A 17,498-nucleotide genomic window follows, 5' to 3' on the forward strand; every position below is an offset into this window, starting at 1 on the left:
TCGTGAGATATATCCGCAAGGCCTGGCACTGGTTGACCAGCATGCGCACCGCGCTGGCGCTGCTCTTCCTGCTGGCCATCGCCGCCATTCCGGGTTCGCTTCTGCCGCAGCGCTCGCTCAATGAATCCAACGTCAATGACTTCATTGAGACCAACGGCAAGGTTGCGGAAATCTACGACAAGCTGCAGCTTTTCGACGTCTTCTCCTCCGTCTGGTTCCAGGCCATCTACGTCCTGCTCATGATTTCTCTGGTGGGCTGCATCATCCCGCGCTCCTGGGATCACTACAAGGCCTACCGCACACCGCCGACGCGCGCGCCGAAGTATCTGGAAAAGATGCCGCTCAATGCCACCGGGCATTCGGAAAAGTCCCCGGAGGAGATCGCCGCGGCAACCAAGACCATGCTGAAGAAGTGGCGCGTAAGCGAGGTTTCCCCGGAGAAGGACCGCGCGGGTGCCCAGTCCTTCTCGGCGGAGCGCGGCTATGCCCGTGAGCTGTGCAACCTCATCTTCCACATCGCGCTCGTGGCCATCCTGCTCACCATGGCAGCCGGGCGCTTGGTGCATTATGAGGGCCAGGTCATCGTGGTGACGGAGAAGAACTCCCAGGGTCAGACCCAAGAGCAGCCGCAGTCCACGGAGTTCTGTAATACCTCAACCTCCGTCTATGACTCCTTCCGCGCAGGCCCGCTTTTCGACGGCACGGGTCTCCACCCCTTCTGTTTTAAGGCCCACGACTTCACCGCGGACTACCTGCCTAATGGCCAGGCGGAGATGTTCACCTCCGATGTGTCCTATGCCGCCGGCGATGATATCTTCACGGACCCGGAGACCTGGGAGGATTACAAGCTGCAGGTCAACCACCCGCTGCGCATTGATAACAACCGCGTCTACCTGCAGGGCCATGGTTTTGCGCCGACGATGACGGTGGAGTGGCCCAACGGCGAAAAGCGCACGCAGACCATCCAGTTCCAGCCCAATGACACCACGTTCTTCCTCTCCTCGGGCGTGATGCGTTTCGATCCGCCGTCGGGCATGTACCCGGACCTGTTTGAGCGCCGCCAGAACCAGATCGCTATCCAGGGCCTGTTTGCGCCGACCGCCGAGTGGTCCGGTGAGAACGGTAAGCTGCTGCAATCTTCCTACCCGGCGATGCTGGATCCGGCGGTGGCTATCGATATCTACCGCGGCGATGCCGGCCTGGACACGGGCAAGCCGCAGTCCTTCTTCTCCCTCGATTCCAGCCTGGTCCACTCGGGCCAGCTGCAAAAGATCGACCGCGTCAACCTGACCCAGGGTGAATCGGTCACGCTGGACGACGGCACCAAGGTCACCTTCGACGGTGCCTCCGAGTTTGCGAACTACCAGGTGTCCTATGACCCCTTCCAGGGTTGGGTGCTGGTATCTGCTCTCGTGATGTTGGTTTCGCTCGTCGGCTCCCTGGTGATCAAGCGACGCCGCGTCTGGGTGCGCATCCGCCCGGGTGCCAACGGCGGTACCGATATCGAGATGGGCGGGCTTGCCCGCACCGACCGCGCGGGCTGGTCTGAGGAGTTCCATAAGCTGCACCGCGAGCTTTTGGAATTGCCGGATCCCGATGACGTGGAGGAGGACGAACTCTACTCCGCCGACTAAAGGCGCGGACCGTATCCTTCAAAAGTTGGATACAGCTGGGAAAAGGGGGTAGCCTTATGGGCACCATAAATCTCTCCGTTCATGCAGCCTCGTGCGTGGCGCACGGGGTAGGCACGATTGTGAAGGCAAGGTTTCCCACTCATGCAGGTTGATCAGAATCTGTCCAACTTCTCAGACATCGCGGTGCAAACCGCGTTCGTCGTATATGCGCTCGCCTTGGTGCTGTCCCTGGTGTACTACGGCCGGATGCAGAGCATCATTGAGGCCATGCGCGCCCGTACCGCAGCTGCACCGCAGCAGCGTGAGCTCGCCACCGTGGGCGCTTCGGCAGATGGCGCCGTGCTTGGCGACGTTCCCCCAACGGCCAGCACCGCAGACGATGATTTGGCGAAGAAGCAGGAGAACGCCGACAAGCTCGGCGGCATGACGCAGATGCTGCTGTGGCTGGGCATCGCCCTGCACTTGGCGGCCATCGTGCTGCGTGGTTTGGCTACCGGCCGCTTCCCATTTGGCAACCTCTACGAGTACATGCTCATGGTGACCGCCGGCGCGATGGTGGTGGCGACCATCGCCATGCAGCGCAAGGAGTGGCGCACCCTGTGGCCGTGGCTGCTCACGCCAATCCTGGCGCTGATGTTCTACGGCTCCACCAAGCTCTATGCGGAATCCGCTCCGGTGGTTCCGGCACTCCAGTCACACTGGCTGCCCATCCACGTCACCGTGGTTTCGCTGGGCGCATCCATCGGCGTGGTCTCCGGTATCGCTTCTTTGCTCAGCGTGCTGCGTGAGTTCCAGCCGAAGCGAGGCGAGTCCGGTTTCTTCGGCGCGCTTGCCCGCCCGCTTCCTTCAGCTAAGAAGCTGGACCGCCTGGCCTACCGCTTGGGCGTAGTGGCGCTGCCGACCTTGGGCCTGGGCATCGTGCTGGGTGCTATTTGGGCCGAGTCCGCGTGGGGCCGCTACTGGGGTTGGGACCCGAAGGAGACCGTGTCCTTCGCCACCTGGATCCTCTACGCTGCCTACCTGCACGCTCGCGCCACGCCGGCCTTCCGTAAGGCCGCGCCGTACATCAACATCGCGGCGATGCTGCTCATGGTGTTCAACCTGTTCTTCATCAACATGGTTGTCTCCGGCCTGCACTCCTACGCGGGGCTGAACTAAATGGCGGATATCCATAAGCCGCGGCACAAGCCCGGCAAACCGGCGGGCGATAACCCTCAGCTCATCGCCCTTGGTGAGGGCTTTGCGCAGCGCCGTCGCGAGCTGGGCATCCTGCAACAGGACCTGGCTGGGAAGGCCGGGATTTCGCGCTCCACGCTGCATACTATTGAGCACGGTGGCTCTGGCGTGCGCTGGGAAAAGGTCGTTGCGGTGGCCGAGGCCCTCGGCCTCGAGATGACCTTCGTGCCGAAGGACTAGGCTTCTTTCCCCTTAGAGTCTTTGCCTTCAATGTCCTTGTCCTCGGGGGCCTTGGGCTCCTGCTGCCCCTGTGAGCGCCGCCGGCGTTCTTCCTCTTTGCGCTGGGCCTCCCGCTCCTTGGCGCGGCGCTCCTTGAAGCGCTGCTTCTCTAGGTTCCACAGGAATTCCTCGTCATCATCGGGGCCCTTGATTGCCGGGCGCTGCGGCTGCTGCGCCTGCTGCACCTTCTTATTCCAACTCGACGGACCAAAAGCCTTCCAGACGAGGACTGCCGCGAGGACAAACAAGAGTAGTAGTATCAATCGACCCATGCGTTGTATTCTACGGAATGCCCGCGAAGCAAAAGTGAGAATTATGAGCCAGACAGAAAACACCACCAACGCCTCCCAGAACCCCGACCCGCCCCAGCCGGACCCCGCGCTCAAGCGCCGCTCCCGCGTCGCTTTGTGGAAGTATGGCGCGGCCCGTGTGGTGCTGTTTATCGTGTTGACTGTAGTGATTCAGCTACTGGCGATGGCGGTGCTCCAGACCTTTCCGCTGCTGGTTTCCGCGCTGCTGGCGTTGTTCGTGGCGCTGCCACTGTCCATGCTGCTCTTTTCCACGTGGCGCGTGGAAGCAACCCAATCCCTGGCGGAGTACTCCGCGCAGCGCAAGGCCCACAAGAAGTGGGTCCAGGAGGAGCTGGCTGGCCGCTAAATCAGAGGCTAAACCAGAGCCAGCGCTACTGCGTTGACAACCGCCCATACCAGCATCGCGCGGCCAGTCATACCGAGCACCGGGATGAGTTTGGGTCCGCGCGCACCGCGGTTGACGGTGCGGATAGCGCCCAGTGCGAGGGGGAAGTAGAGCAGGGAGGCCAGCGCTGCCCAGGAATCGAAGGCCAAGCCCACGGTGAGCAACACCGGGAGCAGCAACAGGGTCATGAATAGCGTGCGGGACTTCTTATCACCCAGGCGAACAGCCAGGGTGATCTTGCCGGTGGCCTCATCGGAGGGGATGTCCCGGATGTTATTGGCCAGGTTTACCGCCGCACTCATACCGCCGATACCCACGGCTAAGGCAAGGCCTGTCCACGTGATGCGGCCGGCCTGTGTGTACTCGGTACCTAGGACCGCGACGAGCCCGAAGAACACGAAAACGGCGATTTCTCCGAACCCGCGGTAGCCGTAGGGATTCTTGCCACCGGTGTAAAACCAGGCGCCGGCGATACACACAGCGCCGACGAGGATGAACCAAGCCGCGTTGGCAGCCAGGGAGAGCGAAATGCCCGCGATAGCCGCCACGCCGAAGCAAGCGAAAGCAGCGAACTTGACGTGCTGCGGCTTGGCCAGTCCGCCCCCGGTAAGCCGCTGGGGGCCGGTGCGGTCATCATCGGTGCCGCGGATGCCATCGGAGTAATCGTTGGCGTAATTCACGCCGATGATAAGCGCCCAGGCCACGATGAGCGCCAGCAACGCCCGGCCCCAGTGCAGGCCGTGGGCCGCGGCAGCGGCACCGGTACCAGCGATAACGGGAGCAAAGGCATTGGCCCAGGTGTGCGGGCGAGCACCCTGGAGCCAATCGGCAGGAGTGGCGGAATAGGCAGACATGCTCACTATTGTGCCACTGGTGTGGTGTGCTGCGGCAATGAGCTGGTGCGTTGGCGAAAGCGGTAGATGATGAGCACTGCAACGAAAATAACGGCATTGGTGACTGTCATTGCGGCAGAGGTAGCCGCGTCAAGGACATAGGCAACCCAAAATCCCACGACCGCGCTGATAGCGGCAACGCCACAGGCGGTCAACACCAGCGTGGGCACGCGCTGAGTAAGCAGCCGCGCGGTCATCGTCGGGAATACCATGAGAGCGATGACCAGCATGGCACCGGCAGCGTGAAAGGCGGCGGTGGCGGTGCAGGCAACCACGGTCATAAATATGATGTGAAGAACGCGCGTGGGCACCCCGCGTGCGGCACAAAAATCGGCGTCAAAAGTCGTGGCGGATAAACGCGGCAGTGTAAGGGCGAGGAAGAGAGCATTGATACCCAGCACTGCGGCCATGATGTAGCAATAGTTGGGATTGGAGAAGGCCGCGAGGTTGAGATCACCGACGAGAACGGCGTGGACATCAAGGTGCACGTGGCTCATGTGCGTAGAAATCAGGATGACTCCGGCGGCAAACAGGGCGGGAAAGACCAATCCGAGGGCGGAATCAGCAGTCACCAGCGGGCTGCGCTGTAGTGCGTCAGTTCCCAACGCCACCACCAAGGCGCCAGCGGCCGCGGTAACGAGCAAGATGGGTGAATCTAGATCTGCGGTAAAGAGGTAGCCGACGGCAATTCCGGGAAGGACGGCATGGCCGATGCCGTCGATAAGCATGGCCTGGCCTTTGAGGACAACAAAGGTGCCGGGGATAGCACAGGCCAAGGCCGTCAGAACGGCAAGGAGACAAGCGGTCGCGGCGAGGGTCATGAGGCTAGCTTTCTACTGGTGAGGCTGATAGTGACGAGCGCCGCCTGAGCCAGGACGATGACCGGACCGGTGGGCAGCGGGCCGTGCGCAATGGAGACATAGCAGCCGAGAGCAGCGGTGGCCGCGCCGAAGAACCCGGAGAGCGCGATGAAAGGTAGCAAGCGCGTGGTCCAGGGGCGGGCAGCGGCGGCAGGGCTGATGACCACGGCGACCATGAGCACTACGCCGACGACTTTGACGCCGAGCACCGTGATGGCGGTGAGGGCGAAGAAACTAGCCGCGTTGAGGAACGAGGTGCGGATGCCGGCTACCTGGGCAAAACTTGAATCAAAAGTGACTGCGGCCTGCCGGGTGTGAATGAGGAAAAGAAAAAGCAGCACGCAGCCACCGATGATGAGTGTGGACCGTACATCCGCGCGAGTGAGCGTGGAGGCATTTCCCAGCAAATAATCCTGGATTCCGGCCTTGCCAGGCAATGGTCGGCGGGAAATATACTGCATGAGCAGCATTCCCACCGAGAAAAATGTGGTTAGCGTGGCCGCCATCGCAGTGGTTTGCCCCAGGGGAGTTAACCGCGGGATGAGGTGAATGCACCCCACCGCGAGGGTTCCGGTGAGCAGGGCGCCGCAAGAAAGAAGCCAGACATTTCGCCCGTCCCAGCCAATGGCGGTGGCCACGAGGAAGGCGGTGAGCAGTCCAGGCAGGGAAGAATGCGAGATGGCATCGGCCAGCAGGCTGGTGCGACGAACATATACCAGTGGGCCTAGCGCGCCAGCGCAGCCACCGATGAGCACGGTGCCCAGGAGTGCCTGGGTATAGGTGTAGTTCTGAAGAAGCTCGAGTGGGTTCATGATGGCAGGGAAAACATGTCGGCAATGGCGGACTCGGTAAGTACCTGCTCGGTGGGGCCAGCAGCAATGAGCCGGCCGTGGCCGACCATGAGGACCTCATCGCAAAAGTCGGCGACCTCCGCCAGGTTGTGATGCACCAGCAGGATGGTCACGCCGTTCTCGCGCAGTTCCTTGAGTACATCCATGATGGCGCGCTGACTCGCGGCATCGACACCAGCGAAGGGCTCGTCGAGGATGATGAATTCCGGCTCGCTAACGAGCGTGCGCGCCAACAACACGCGCTGGCGCTGACCACCAGACAGGGCGGAAATCGGCAGCTGCGCGTGTGCCTGCATTCCGGTGCGGGAAAGCGCGGCGTGAGCGGCGTCTTTGTCAGCGCGGCTGGGCCACTGCCACCAGCGCAGCCCGGCGGTGCGGCCCATCAGGGCGATGTCGAAGGCGGTGGCAGGGTAATTCCAGTCGATATCCGCATGTTGTGGCATATATCCGAGACGCTGCCGAAAATGTGCCAGATCGACGCCATCGAAGGTCATCGACCCGCAGGCTAGAGGCGGAAGGAGCCCTACCAGCGTGCGGACCAGAGTAGACTTTCCCGACCCGTTCGCACCCACCAGCCCGGTGATAGTCGCGGGGGTGAGGGTGAAGGAGGCGTCGTGAAGCACCGGCGTGCGGGGATAGCCGGCGGTGAGGTTTCCTACGCTGAGCATTAGCTTAGTGCTTTCGCCACGGCGCTAGCGTTATGTTCGAAGGCTCCGAGGTAGGTATCGGTTGGGGCTTCCGGGCCGAGGGTATCGGCAAAGAGCTCTTCATCCGAGATGGTGACTGTCCAGTTGCGGGTTTCTACGGCTTCCTTGAGAGAAGTGATGGCCTGTGGGTTCGCCTGGTTATCTTGGAAGATAACGGGGACCTTCTTCTCCGCGATCGTATCCGCGAGCTCGGAGATCTCAGTGGCGGACTTGGTGGCTTCGGTGGTCACGAAGTCGGTGGCTTGGACTTCAAAGTCGAAGGTCTTGCCGAAGTAGTTGAAGGCGTCATGGCCGGTGATGAGGACGCGCGGGGAGGCGTTTTCGAGTTCCTTAGCCGCTTTGTCATGCGCGGCTGCAATCTTGTCTTCATATTCATCGGCGGCCGCGGCATAGTCTTCGGCATTGTCAGAGTCGATTTCGCCGAGTTTGGTGCCGATGTGATCGACGACCTGGCTCCACAGCTCGGGGCTATTCCAGATGTGCGGGTCGTAGAGTTTTTCGCCCTTGTCACCTTGCTCGGGCCACGGCAGAAGGTCAGCAGTATCGAGCTGTTCGCCGACAGCTAGCTGCTTCTCACCGAGGGAGGAGAGCTGGTCCACCATTTGCGCCTCGAGGTGAAGGCCATTCCAGAGGACGAGGTCGGCGTCCTGCATCTTTTCAATATCGCGCGTGGTGGGCTGGTAGGTGTGCGGATCGCCGCCGGGACCGACCATGGTGGTGATGTCGGCGTCCGGGGCGATATTGGCGGCCGCATCAGCCAAGTAACCAGTCGTGGCGAAGATCGTCAGATTGTCGTCCTGGGCTTCGGCGGAGTCGCTGCTGGTGCAGGCAGTCAGCGCGGTGGCAGCCACGAGGGAAGCGAGGGGAAGCGCAATAAGTTTCTTCACGGGAAACCTCTCTTATTAAAAGTGAATGTCGATGTTCAATAGATTGAAGTTGAAAGAGCATAAGACCTGAAACCTTTGGAAGCAATAGGCTGAACTACGATGGGGGTATGCACATCAGTGAGCTCCCCGAACGCACCCAGGATTACCTCAAGATCCTCTGGACCTATGAGGAGAAAGAGGGCGCTAATACCGCGATGCCGCTGGGGGACCTAGCTAAAGCGGCGGGGCAGAAGCTGCCCACCACGTCGGAGGCGGTCAAGCGCCTGGCCGCGAAGGGGCTGGTGGAACACGAACGCTACTTCGGTGTTCGGCTTGTTGAGGAAGGCCGGCGGCTGGCTGTGGCAATGGTGCGCCGGCATCGGCTCCTGGAAACCTTCCTCGTGCGCACTCTGGGCTATACCTGGGATGAGGTGCACGATGAGGCAGAAATGCTAGAGCACGCGACGTCCGACAGGCTCGTTGAACGTCTTGATTCTTTCCTGGGCAACCCCGCCCGCGATCCGCATGGTGATCCCATACCTGCCCCGGATGGCACTGCCGAGCCGGTCTCGCGCATTACGCTTATCGACGTCCCCGCGCAGACCCCCGTCACCGTGGAGCAGGTCACTGACGCTGATGGCGAATTTTTGCGCTACCTGGATAAATATGGAGTGCGGCCGGGAGTAGAATTGACCGTCGTTGCCCCTTCGGTTGCGGGTGTGCTCGAGGTTGCCGTCGATGAAGGTTCACACTTCCCCCTCGGGGAATCCGCTGCGCGCGGCATTGCCGTACGCAGCTTTGGCGAAGCGGAGGCTTAGCTGTCCCACATGCGGGCGACGGCGAGGCGGTCAACCTTGCCGGGACCGGTGGTGGGGAGCTGGGCCAGGCGCTTGAAGTCCTTGGGGATTTGCCACCGGGGAAGGCCACTATCGTCGAGAGCCACAAGGATATCGCCGACATCCGCCCATCCGGTATAGGCAGCGACGATCATCTGTCCCAAGCGTGGGTGGGGGATGCCGACCACGCACACGCCGTCCACTCCCGGCACGCGAAGGATGTGCTGCTCGAGCTGCTCTGGGTGGAGCTTGAGCCCGCCGGTGTTCAGGATGTTGTCGAGGCGCCCGGTGACGGTGAGGTGGCCGTCGTGAAGCGCGCCGGCGTCGGAGGTAGCAAACCACGAGGTACCGGACTCATCGACCATGAAGGCATCTGAGTCCACGTTTCGATAGCCCTGCGCAATCATGGGCCCGCCAAGGTAAATGCGCCCCTCGTCGCCGATGCGAACAAGAGCGCGATCGAGGGGACGGCCGTTGTAGACGCATCCACCGGAAGTTTCTGAGGAACCGTAGGTGGTGACGATATTGATGCGCAGCTTTTTCGCAGAGTCCAATAGTTGCGGGTGGGTGGCAGCACCTCCGACGAGGATGGCATCAAAGGTGCGCAGGGCCTCGATTCCTTCTAGCGAATCCATGGCCTTGGCTAGCTGCATCGGGGTCAGGCCCGTGTATGAGCGATCCCCAGTGGCGGCCAGCTCGTGCGCGGCGCGGGCGAAACTGGGGATGGAAAAACCTTCCGACAGGTCAAGGCAGAGCGGCTCCACGCCCGCGACGAGGGAGCGCACCAATACCTGGATGCCCGCGATATGGGAGGCGGGCATGGCTAGTAGCCACTGACCGGTGCCGCCTAAAGTCCGGTGCGTGGCATCGGCACTAGACACCAAGTTGGCGGCCGTGAGTTGCGCGCCCTTCGGTGTGCCCGTGGACCCAGAGGTGGCCACGACGAGTGCGATGGAGGAGTCAATAGGTTCTCCTGCGCGCATGTGGTTGCGCAGCAGCTGCGCGCGGGTGCGGTCCTCCGCCGGAATGGGCAGGAAGGTGGCTTGTCCTGCGATGGCCGCTTCCAGATCAGGGAGGATGGCGGCAGGGTCACGCGGATCGACGGGCAGAGGAGAGAGGAAAGTCACGGTTAGTTAGGTTACCGCCCGCGGTGTTCGTAAGGGTTGATGAGCTCATCCTCCTGATCGAAGGGGCGCTCACCGTCCCTCTGAGCCTGCTGGATGCGCCGCAACATCCACACTCGCGATGCAATGACGGCAATGAGCGCGATGGCCGCGAGGGCAATGGCGAAATACAGCACTTCAGGCTCTCCCTGGGTGAAGGTGATTGGTGGTAATTAGGATAGCTGGTAGGTCCCTACCTGCCCTCCCTACTGGCTTAAGCCTTAAGAAGTGGCCTCGTGTGTCTCGGGGGTGTCTTCTTCCGTGGAGAAGCAACCTAGGATAAAAATCAGCACCAGCATGGCGGCGATGGTTGCGCCAACGGCGACGCCCGCCCGTAGCAGCCATGACCATTCGGTAAAGTGTCGCAGGGAAACCAAAAGGATTAGGCAGAGGACAAGTCCGATTGGGCGGGTTATCTGATTGATTTTCTCCGTGGTCAAGGTTGCCTCCGTGGGAGCTATAGTTACTGGCGTTAACTGTCCCGGATATTACTCTCTTTTTATCTTTCGGGTGGAAGAGAAGGCACTAGCCCTCGATGGAGGCCTAGTAGTAGTACGGGAAGTCATCCCAGTTGGGCTCGCGCTTTTCCAGGAAGGACTCCTTGCCCTCGACGGCCTCGTCGGTCATATAGGCCAGGCGGGTGGCCTCGCCGGCGAAGACCTGCTGGCCCATGAGGCCATCATCGGTGAGGTTGAAGGCGAACTTGAGCATGCGCTGGGCGGTGGGGGACTTCATATTGATTTCGCGCCCCATCTTGATGGCGGCGTCCTCCAGATCGGCGTGGTCAACTACCTCGTTGACCGCGCCCATCTCGTACATGCGCTGCGCGTCATAGGTGCGGCCCAAGAAGAAGATCTCGCGGGCGTACTTTTGGCCCACCATCTTGGCCAAGTAGGCCGAGCCATAGCCGGCGTCGAAGGAACCGACGTCGGCGTCGGTCTGCTTGAAGCGTGCTTCCTGGCGGGAGGCGATGGTCATATCGCACACCACGTGCAGGGAGTGCCCGCCGCCGGCGGCCCAACCGTTGACCACGGCGATGACCACCTTGGGCATGGTGCGGATGAGGCGCTGGACCTCCAAGATATGCAGGCGGCCGCCCTCAACCTTCTCGCGGGCGGTGTCGACAGTGGATTCGTCGGCAGTCGCGTCATCATGCGCATGCTCCGTGGCATAGCGATACCCGGAGCGGCCGCGGATGCGCTGGTCACCGCCGGAGCAAAACGCCCAGCCGCCGTCCTTCTGGGAAGGCCCGTTGCCGGTGAGAAGTACTGTTCCTACATCCGGGGTGCGGCGCGCGTGGTCCAGCGCGCGGTAAAGCTCATCTACCGTGTGCGGGCGAAACGCATTGCGCACCTCAGGGCGGTCGAAGGCGATGCGGACGATGCCATCCTTACGCTGTGGCTTTGGACCGTCACTGTTAAGTCGGTGATAGGTGATATCCGTGAGATCCTCAAAGCCCTTGACGGGCTGCCAGAGCTCCGGCTTGAAAGGGTTATCGGTGCTGTAATTCTTCTGCTCGCTCATGGCACACCAGCTTAATTGGAAAGCAGTGCGCCGGAAGTATAGTCCCCATTCCCAACCCTCACCCACACTCTCCGCCCAGCGCGGCGGTGATAAACAATAAACAATACTGCGGGATTATCCCCGTCAATGTGCACGTGTACTCCGTACCAGCGCGGTACACCATACAGTGGGACGGAATCGAACCTCCCTGCCTTCTTGCGCTACGAAGGCGCCTGAGAAGCACTGGACTTTTCCCTGCCCAGTAAGGGTTGCGCTCGCTGCGAAGAGGGTGGGCTACCGTCGCGCGCATGAGGCGCGCGACGTGACTACATGTCGAACGACATGACTACGTGCCGCAAGAATGCGGCACAACTAGCGGCAGACCTTATTTAGTTATCAGTTCCGTATTCCAGTTCAGCTGCTGGATGCGGGTATCCAGCTCGCGGTACTGGCGGGCCAGATCGTCGGCGCGCTCGCGCAACTTCGGCACGGGCACCGTGGCCACGAACTTGATCTCTGAGCGGGAGTAACGGTCGTGGCGCGCACCCGCACGCTCTGCCAGTCCCTGGTAGATGCGGCGCTTGCGTAGCAGACCATCACGCAGCGCCAGCGCTTCCATGAGCGTGATCTCATCGTCGAACGCGGTGGCCGTGTTCGTGGCGTTGATGGCGATGACGAGCTCATCGATGCGCTTGGTCACGCCCTCGAGTTCGCGGAGGAGATCGGTCGGATTTTCATCCGGTTCATCGCCTTCCTGAATGCGGACCGTCGCCGCGAGGCGGTCACTCAGCGAGTTGAGGCGCTCCTGCGCCTGGGCACGCTCGGCCAAGGCTTCAGCCAGTAGCATGGTTGCTCCTTCACCCTTGATGGGATTCATTGTCTAAGCAATTGTACGGCAGTCAGTAGGCTCCGCCTTAGAGCCGTGACGGTTCTAACAAATAGTGGCCTAAAACTTCGATGATCTGGGGCCTTATTTGATCGATATGTACGTCGTGCACGCTTGGTCGGTACGTTTTCGTAAATATGCCCGCAGATTTTCGGATTTGGGGGACCTTATTTACCAAAACGTACCGCGGGCTCCGTGATTAACGTTGAGCCCGCGCGGAAACCGCTACCCAATAAACATGAACGCAAACAGCGTGTTGAGCACCGTCGCCACAATCATGGGCACGGAGGTGCGCTTGACCAATTGGATGGGGTTGACCTTGATGGCGCCGGCAACAATGAGCACCGCGGCGTTGACCGGGGAGACCTGGCGCATGAGGTTGGACGTTCCCCAAATGGCGGTGAGCATCTGCGGGGCGTGGATGGAGGTCTGCGAGGCCAGGTTGGGCACTACCTCAGAGAAGGCGAAGTAAGGCGCGGTGCCGGAGCCGGTGAGTGCTGCCATCGCGGCGGTGGCGGCGACGAAGATGAGGACGATGAGGACGGCGGCGCCGGAGGAGCCCTCGGCGGCGTCGATAAGCATGTCAATGACGCCCATCTGCGTAATACCTTCCACCAGGACGGCGGCGGCAACCAGCAGGGCCACGACGCCCGCAGCGCCCTCGCCCATGCCCTTGAAGAAGCTGGAGATGGAATCCACCGCACCCGTGACGGTGCGCTTGCGGATGGACTCGATGATCATCGCGATGAACAGGGAGACCACGGTCACCGGGAGGATGCCGCCCTCAAAGGGGATAACGCCCATGCGGTTGAGGATGGCGGAGATGATGATGAGTAGCAGCGGCATGAGCGGGAGCACGGCGTAGTAACCCGGCAGGGAAGCGGCGCGGGCGATGGCTTCCTCAGTGGCTTTATCGCTCATCGAGTCGGCGGTGACTTCACCGGAGGCCAGGGCTTTGCGGGCATCCGCCTTATCGCAGCGGTGCTGCCACCACATGTGGACGAAGGCCGTGATGAGCAGCGTGGGAACCGTGGCGTAGGCGACGGCGCCGTAGACGAATTCCGTCGGCGTCATGTTGGTGAGGTCGGCGCCCTGAATGAGGCCGGCCTCCAGCGGGGTGGGAACGATGGTGGAGGAGGTCACCACGATGGCGCCCACGGTCAGGGGTGTCAGGCCCGCAGCGATGAGTGCTGGAAGGAGCGTGGCCACGAGCAATAGGGAAAGCGCTGCGGCCGAGGGGATCACCAGTGAGAGCAGCGTGCCCAGGATGAAGCCCACTGGGACCAGCCAGTAGGAGCCTTTGAAGCGCTTGAGCGGTGAGGAGAGCACCACGACCGTCTTGGCATCCGCGCCGATGTGGCGCATATAGGACACAAAGCCGAAGAGCACCATAATCGCCATACCGATGCCGGAGAAGCGCGACTTGAACAGCGCGTCCACGACGAGCAGCTGGTCGTAGAAGGCATTGCCGGTCGCTTCAATTTCTGTGGTTCGGAAGTCCGCGCGCCCAGTGAGAGCGGCGAGCATGAGCAGGATTACGCCAACGGCAAAGATGGAGGCCGCGGCGTGGACTTTCTTATAGATGAGGTAGACAACTGCGGCGATGGCCAGTAGCGCGATGAGAAGGTAGAGCATGTAAAGATCCTTCTTCTGGTTATATCCACTTACTGTTTAAAGGTAACACCGGCTATGACAGGTGTCGCGCTCAACCCCCCCACACGTACGATGAACGTCATGCACATTGATGACGTCCTCGACCGCGCCCACGTGGTCTCCCTTCCACTCGCCGTGAAGTTCCGTGGCATTACGACCCGGGAAGCATTGCTTATCGATGGCCCCGCGGGCTGGGGTGAGTTCGCCCCCTTCCTGGAGTACGGGGCGGAGGAATCCGCCCGCTGGCTCGCCGCCGGGCTGGAAGCGGCCTACGAAGGCTTTCCGGAACCCGTGCGCGAGTGGGTAGAAGTCAACGGCACCGTCCCTGCGGTTCCTGCCGAGCAGGTGCCGGAGGTCATGGAGCGCTATCCCGGCTGCCGCACCTTCAAAATCAAGGTGGCGGAGAAGGGGCAGACCCTAGAGGACGATATCGCGCGCGTTCACGCTGTCCGCGCCTACATCGAGGCACAGGGTCGCGTGCCGGTTTTGCGCGTCGACGCCAACTGCGGCTGGAGCGTTGAGGAAGCCGTCACCGCGGCCAAGGAGCTCATGCCGCTGGATTACATGGAGCAGCCGTGCAAGACCGTTGAGGAACTCAAGGAGGTGCGCACCCAGCTCATGCGCGCCGGGATTTTCGTGCGGGTGGCGGCGGATGAATCTATCCGCAAGGCCAGCGACCCTTATCGGGTGGCGGAATTGCAAGCGGCTGATGTCGCCGTGGTTAAGCCCGCGCCGCTGGGCGGGGTGCGCAAAGTACTCGAGGTAGCCTCCCACCTGCGCGAGCGCCACATGGACATCACGGTGGCCTCTGCCCTGGATACCTCGGTGGGAATCTCCATGGGACTTGCCGCAGTGGCCGCCTTGCCGCAAATCTATGACGACGAAGACATCGACGTCACCCCGGCCGCTGCGGGCCTGGCCACCGGGTCGCTGTTCCTGGAGGATGTGACAGCACCACGCGAGCTTGTCGACGGTCACCTGCGCGCCGAAGCCCTCACCCCCGACCCGGATCGCCTGAGCACACTCGCCGCGCCGGGCGAGCGCCGCGAGTGGTGGTTCGAGCGCGTGCGCGAGTGCTGGCCGCACCTTTAAAAACACAGCTCACGGTACATGTCCGGAGGGCAGCGTAGGCTGGCGGGCATGACCATTTCCGTGAAAGACGCGCACCTGCACAACCTTCGCAACGTGGATGTGGACCTTCCACGCGGCCAGCTCGTGGCCGTGACGGGGGTGTCCGGTTCCGGCAAGTCCTCGCTGGCCTTCGGCACCATTCATGGCGAAGGCCAGCGCCGCTACCTGGAATCCGTCGCGCCCTTTGCTCGACGCCTCATCGCTTCAGCGGTGGACCCGCAGGTCGGCCGCATCGAGGGGCTGCCGCCGACGGTGGCGTTGCAGCAGTCGGCGTCGGCAAGCAGCGCGCGCTCCACCGTGGGCACGATCTCCGCCATGTCTAACTCCGTGCGCCTTCTTTACTCGCGCTGCGGTGACAACCCGGAGGGCCTGTACTCCGATTCCTTCTCCCCGAATACCCCAGAAGGCATGTGCCCGGAGTGCCAGGGCACCGGCGTGGTCCACGAACCCACGGAGGCGTCCATGGTGCCGGACCCCAGCCTGAGCATCGAGGAAGGCGCGATTGCTGCGTGGCCCGGAGCCTGGGCGGGCAAGAACTTCCACGACATTCTGCAAGAACTGGGCTATGACTTGGATTCACCGTGGGAGGATTTGCCGAAGAAAGACCGCGAGTGGATCCTCTTCACCGAGGAGCGCCCGGTGGTAACCGTCAAGCCGCGCCGCGGGGCGGATCAGATCCAGCGCAACTATGAGGGCACGTGGCGCTCCGTGGCCAGCTACCTGACCAAGACCTATGCGGAGACGAAGTCGGATACACTCCGCGCCCGCGTCTTGAGCTTCATGGAAACCCGCCGCTGCGATACCTGTGACGGGCGCCGGCTAACGGTCAAGGCGCTCAAGGTTACCTATGCCGGGCTGCCGATCGACCGTTTCAATGCCCTCCCGCTCAGCGAAGCCTTCGAGCTCCTCAAAGCCCAAAAGCCGCAACCGAATGACGCGGAAGATCTGCTGCTTAAAGCGCTTCTCCCCGCCTTTGAATCGGCCCTGGAACTCGGCCTTGGGCACCTTAGCTTGGATAGGCCGACGGAGACGCTCTCCGGCGGTGAGGTCCAACGCCTGCGCCTGGCTGCGCAGCTGCGCTCCGGGCTCTATGGCGTGACCTATGTCCTGGATGAGCCGTCGGCGGGCCTGCACCCAGTGGAGAGGGGCGCGGTGCTCGACATGTGCCGGCGCTTCATCGCGGAGGGTAACTCAGTGCTGCTGGTGGAGCACGACATGGAGCTAGTTAAGCACGCCGATTGGATCGTGGACGTCGGCCCGCTCGCCGGTGAGCGCGGCGGCCAGGTGGTGTATTCGGGCCCTGTTGCCGATTACATAGAGGCGGCGGACTCTGCAGATACTCCCACCGCGCGTGCCTTGGCGCGCCCGCGCCCCACGCCCAAGGTCGAAGCGCGATCGGCGCACGGTGATATCGCGCTGCGCCGGGTGCACTCGCACACCATCGATGGCCTCAACGTGGACTTCGGACTCGGCCAGTTTACGGCCATTACTGGGCTTTCGGGTTCCGGCAAATCCACGTTGCTGGCCGCACTCCATGACATGCTCACGGGGCCGGACTGTCCGAAGCAGGTCAAGCGCGTGGTCTCCATTACCCAAAAGCCAATCGGCCGAACCCCGCGCTCCACGGTGGCGACGTACACCAACCTCTTCGACAACGTGCGCAAGCTCTTCGCGGCCACCCCGGAGGCCAAGAAGAAGAAATGGACGGTCTCGCGCTTTTCCTACAACGTTAAGCAAGGCCAGTGCCCCACCTGCGGTGGCGCCGGCCAGATCGAGGTCGAGCTGGTCTTCCTTCCAGGCTCCTATACCCAGTGCCCGGATTGCCAGGGACAGCGCTATAACGATGACACCTTGTCCATCCGCTGGAAGGACAGGACCATCGCGGACATCCTCGACCTTACGGTGGAAGAGGCCCTGGAGGTCTTTGCAGATGAAGCGCCGATCCTCCACGCGCTGCAAACCTTGGAAGCGGTGGGGCTAGGTTACCTGCGCTTGGGCCAGGGCGCTCCGGAGCTTTCCGGCGGTGAAGCGCAGCGCATCAAGCTTGCCACGGAGCTGCAGCGCTCCCGAAACTCGCGCCGGGGCCATACCGTCTACCTGCTGGATGAGCCCACCGTCGGGTTGCACCCGGCCGATATCGACCTGCTCATCGCTGAGCTGCACTCGCTGGTGGAGGCCTCCCATACTGTCGTGGTGGCAGATCATGACCGTCACCTCATTGCCGGCGCTGACCGGGTTATTGAGATGGGCCCGGGGTCTGGTTCGGATGGCGGAAAGATTGTGGCGGATGGCACGCCGGGTCAGGTTTCCACGGGACTAACGCCCACCGGGCGGGTGCTAAGTGGCGCGGGTGCACGATAAGGT

The 17,498-nt window shown here is 62.1% G+C and carries 18 protein-coding genes; 7 read left to right on the plus strand and 11 right to left on the minus strand.

Going from position 1 to position 17,498, the window contains the following annotated elements:
• Positions 1 to 2: 2 nt before the first annotated feature.
• The 3 genes from HMPREF2698_RS01270 to HMPREF2698_RS01280 all read left to right on the plus strand — a co-directional run bounded on the left by HMPREF2698_RS01270 (position 3) and on the right by HMPREF2698_RS01280 (position 3,050).
• Positions 3 to 1,634, plus strand: coding sequence for a cytochrome c biogenesis protein ResB (locus HMPREF2698_RS01270; protein WP_070533930.1), 1,632 nt, complete (start codon positions 3 to 5; stop codon positions 1,632 to 1,634).
• 141 nt (positions 1,635 to 1,775) lie between these two features.
• Positions 1,776 to 2,792, plus strand: coding sequence for a c-type cytochrome biogenesis protein CcsB (ccsB, locus tag HMPREF2698_RS01275; protein ID WP_070533928.1), 1,017 nt, complete (start codon positions 1,776 to 1,778; stop codon positions 2,790 to 2,792).
• The gene (locus tag HMPREF2698_RS01280) at positions 2,793 to 3,050 is read left to right on the plus strand and encodes a helix-turn-helix domain-containing protein (protein ID WP_070533927.1); all 258 of its coding nucleotides are present in this window, start codon (positions 2,793 to 2,795) and stop codon (positions 3,048 to 3,050) included.
• On the opposite strand, the gene HMPREF2698_RS01285 is transcribed toward HMPREF2698_RS01280, so the two are convergent.
• Positions 3,047 to 3,361 (minus strand): hypothetical protein, encoded by a 315-nt coding sequence (locus tag HMPREF2698_RS01285; protein WP_070521026.1) that lies wholly within the window; start codon positions 3,359 to 3,361, stop codon positions 3,047 to 3,049. The two genes, HMPREF2698_RS01280 and HMPREF2698_RS01285, sit on opposite strands and share 4 nt — an antisense overlap.
• Before the next feature lie 43 nt (positions 3,362 to 3,404).
• Between HMPREF2698_RS01285 and HMPREF2698_RS01290 the strand changes: the two genes are divergently transcribed.
• Positions 3,405 to 3,746 carry a DUF4229 domain-containing protein gene (locus tag HMPREF2698_RS01290; RefSeq protein WP_070533925.1) on the plus strand — a complete coding sequence of 114 codons (342 nt, stop codon included), beginning with the start codon at positions 3,405 to 3,407 and terminating at the stop codon, positions 3,744 to 3,746.
• An 8-nt stretch (positions 3,747 to 3,754) separates the two neighbouring features.
• Here the strand turns inward: HMPREF2698_RS01290 and HMPREF2698_RS01295 are convergent, their stop codons facing one another.
• Genes HMPREF2698_RS01295 through HMPREF2698_RS01315 form a run of 5 tightly spaced genes read right to left on the minus strand, consistent with a single transcriptional unit; the run spans position 3,755 to position 7,983 of the window.
• Positions 3,755 to 4,639: a 1,4-dihydroxy-2-naphthoate polyprenyltransferase gene (locus HMPREF2698_RS01295; RefSeq protein ID WP_070534067.1), complete on the minus strand. Its 885-nt coding sequence runs from the start codon at positions 4,637 to 4,639 to the stop codon at positions 3,755 to 3,757.
• Positions 4,640 to 4,644: 5 nt separating this feature from the next.
• Complete coding sequence (locus HMPREF2698_RS01300; RefSeq protein WP_010189755.1) at positions 4,645 to 5,499, minus strand: metal ABC transporter permease; 855 nt, start codon at positions 5,497 to 5,499, stop codon at positions 4,645 to 4,647.
• Positions 5,496 to 6,350: a metal ABC transporter permease gene (locus HMPREF2698_RS01305; protein WP_010189752.1), complete on the minus strand. Its 855-nt coding sequence runs from the start codon at positions 6,348 to 6,350 to the stop codon at positions 5,496 to 5,498. Before HMPREF2698_RS01305 ends, HMPREF2698_RS01300 begins: the two co-directional genes overlap by 4 nt.
• Entirely contained in the window at positions 6,347 to 7,057 is a 711-nt protein-coding gene (locus tag HMPREF2698_RS01310; RefSeq protein WP_010189751.1) for a metal ABC transporter ATP-binding protein, read from the minus strand. Before HMPREF2698_RS01310 ends, HMPREF2698_RS01305 begins: the two co-directional genes overlap by 4 nt.
• Positions 7,057 to 7,983, minus strand: a complete 927-nt coding sequence (locus tag HMPREF2698_RS01315) for a metal ABC transporter substrate-binding protein (protein WP_070521016.1) — start codon at positions 7,981 to 7,983, stop codon at positions 7,057 to 7,059. Before HMPREF2698_RS01315 ends, HMPREF2698_RS01310 begins: the two co-directional genes overlap by 1 nt.
• A 107-nt stretch (positions 7,984 to 8,090) precedes the next feature.
• Between HMPREF2698_RS01315 and HMPREF2698_RS01320 the strand changes: the two genes are divergently transcribed.
• A complete protein-coding gene (locus tag HMPREF2698_RS01320; protein WP_046647781.1) occupies positions 8,091 to 8,780 on the plus strand; it encodes a metal-dependent transcriptional regulator in 690 nt (229 codons plus the stop codon).
• On the opposite strand, the gene menE is transcribed toward HMPREF2698_RS01320, so the two are convergent.
• From menE to dcuC, 5 genes are all read right to left on the minus strand, one after another.
• Positions 8,777 to 9,925: an o-succinylbenzoate--CoA ligase gene (gene menE, locus HMPREF2698_RS01325; RefSeq protein WP_070561621.1), complete on the minus strand. Its 1,149-nt coding sequence runs from the start codon at positions 9,923 to 9,925 to the stop codon at positions 8,777 to 8,779. The two genes, HMPREF2698_RS01320 and menE, sit on opposite strands and share 4 nt — an antisense overlap.
• Before the next feature lie 11 nt (positions 9,926 to 9,936).
• Positions 9,937 to 10,098 (minus strand): hypothetical protein, encoded by a 162-nt coding sequence (locus tag HMPREF2698_RS13370; protein ID WP_010189743.1) that lies wholly within the window; start codon positions 10,096 to 10,098, stop codon positions 9,937 to 9,939.
• Between the two features lie 406 nt (positions 10,099 to 10,504).
• Complete coding sequence (locus tag HMPREF2698_RS01335) at positions 10,505 to 11,485, minus strand: 1,4-dihydroxy-2-naphthoyl-CoA synthase (protein ID WP_070521004.1); 981 nt, start codon at positions 11,483 to 11,485, stop codon at positions 10,505 to 10,507.
• Between the two features lie 364 nt (positions 11,486 to 11,849).
• Complete coding sequence (locus tag HMPREF2698_RS01340; protein ID WP_010189741.1) at positions 11,850 to 12,311, minus strand: DIP1984 family protein; 462 nt, start codon at positions 12,309 to 12,311, stop codon at positions 11,850 to 11,852.
• 264 nt (positions 12,312 to 12,575) lie between these two features.
• A complete protein-coding gene (gene dcuC / locus HMPREF2698_RS01345; RefSeq protein WP_070521000.1) occupies positions 12,576 to 13,985 on the minus strand; it encodes a C4-dicarboxylate transporter DcuC in 1,410 nt (469 codons plus the stop codon).
• Between the two features lie 90 nt (positions 13,986 to 14,075).
• Here dcuC and HMPREF2698_RS01350 point away from each other — a divergent pair, with 90 nt between their 5' ends.
• On the plus strand, positions 14,076 to 15,095 hold the full coding sequence (locus tag HMPREF2698_RS01350; RefSeq protein ID WP_185963243.1) for an o-succinylbenzoate synthase: 1,020 nt from the start codon (positions 14,076 to 14,078) through the stop codon (positions 15,093 to 15,095).
• Between the two features lie 48 nt (positions 15,096 to 15,143).
• Complete coding sequence (locus tag HMPREF2698_RS01355) at positions 15,144 to 17,495, plus strand: ATP-binding cassette domain-containing protein (protein ID WP_070520997.1); 2,352 nt, start codon at positions 15,144 to 15,146, stop codon at positions 17,493 to 17,495.
• Positions 17,496 to 17,498 lie beyond the last annotated feature (3 nt).

Source organism: Corynebacterium sp. HMSC072A02 (assembly GCF_001810085.1).
Taxonomy (GTDB): Bacteria; Actinomycetota; Actinomycetes; order Mycobacteriales; family Mycobacteriaceae; genus Corynebacterium; species Corynebacterium hesseae.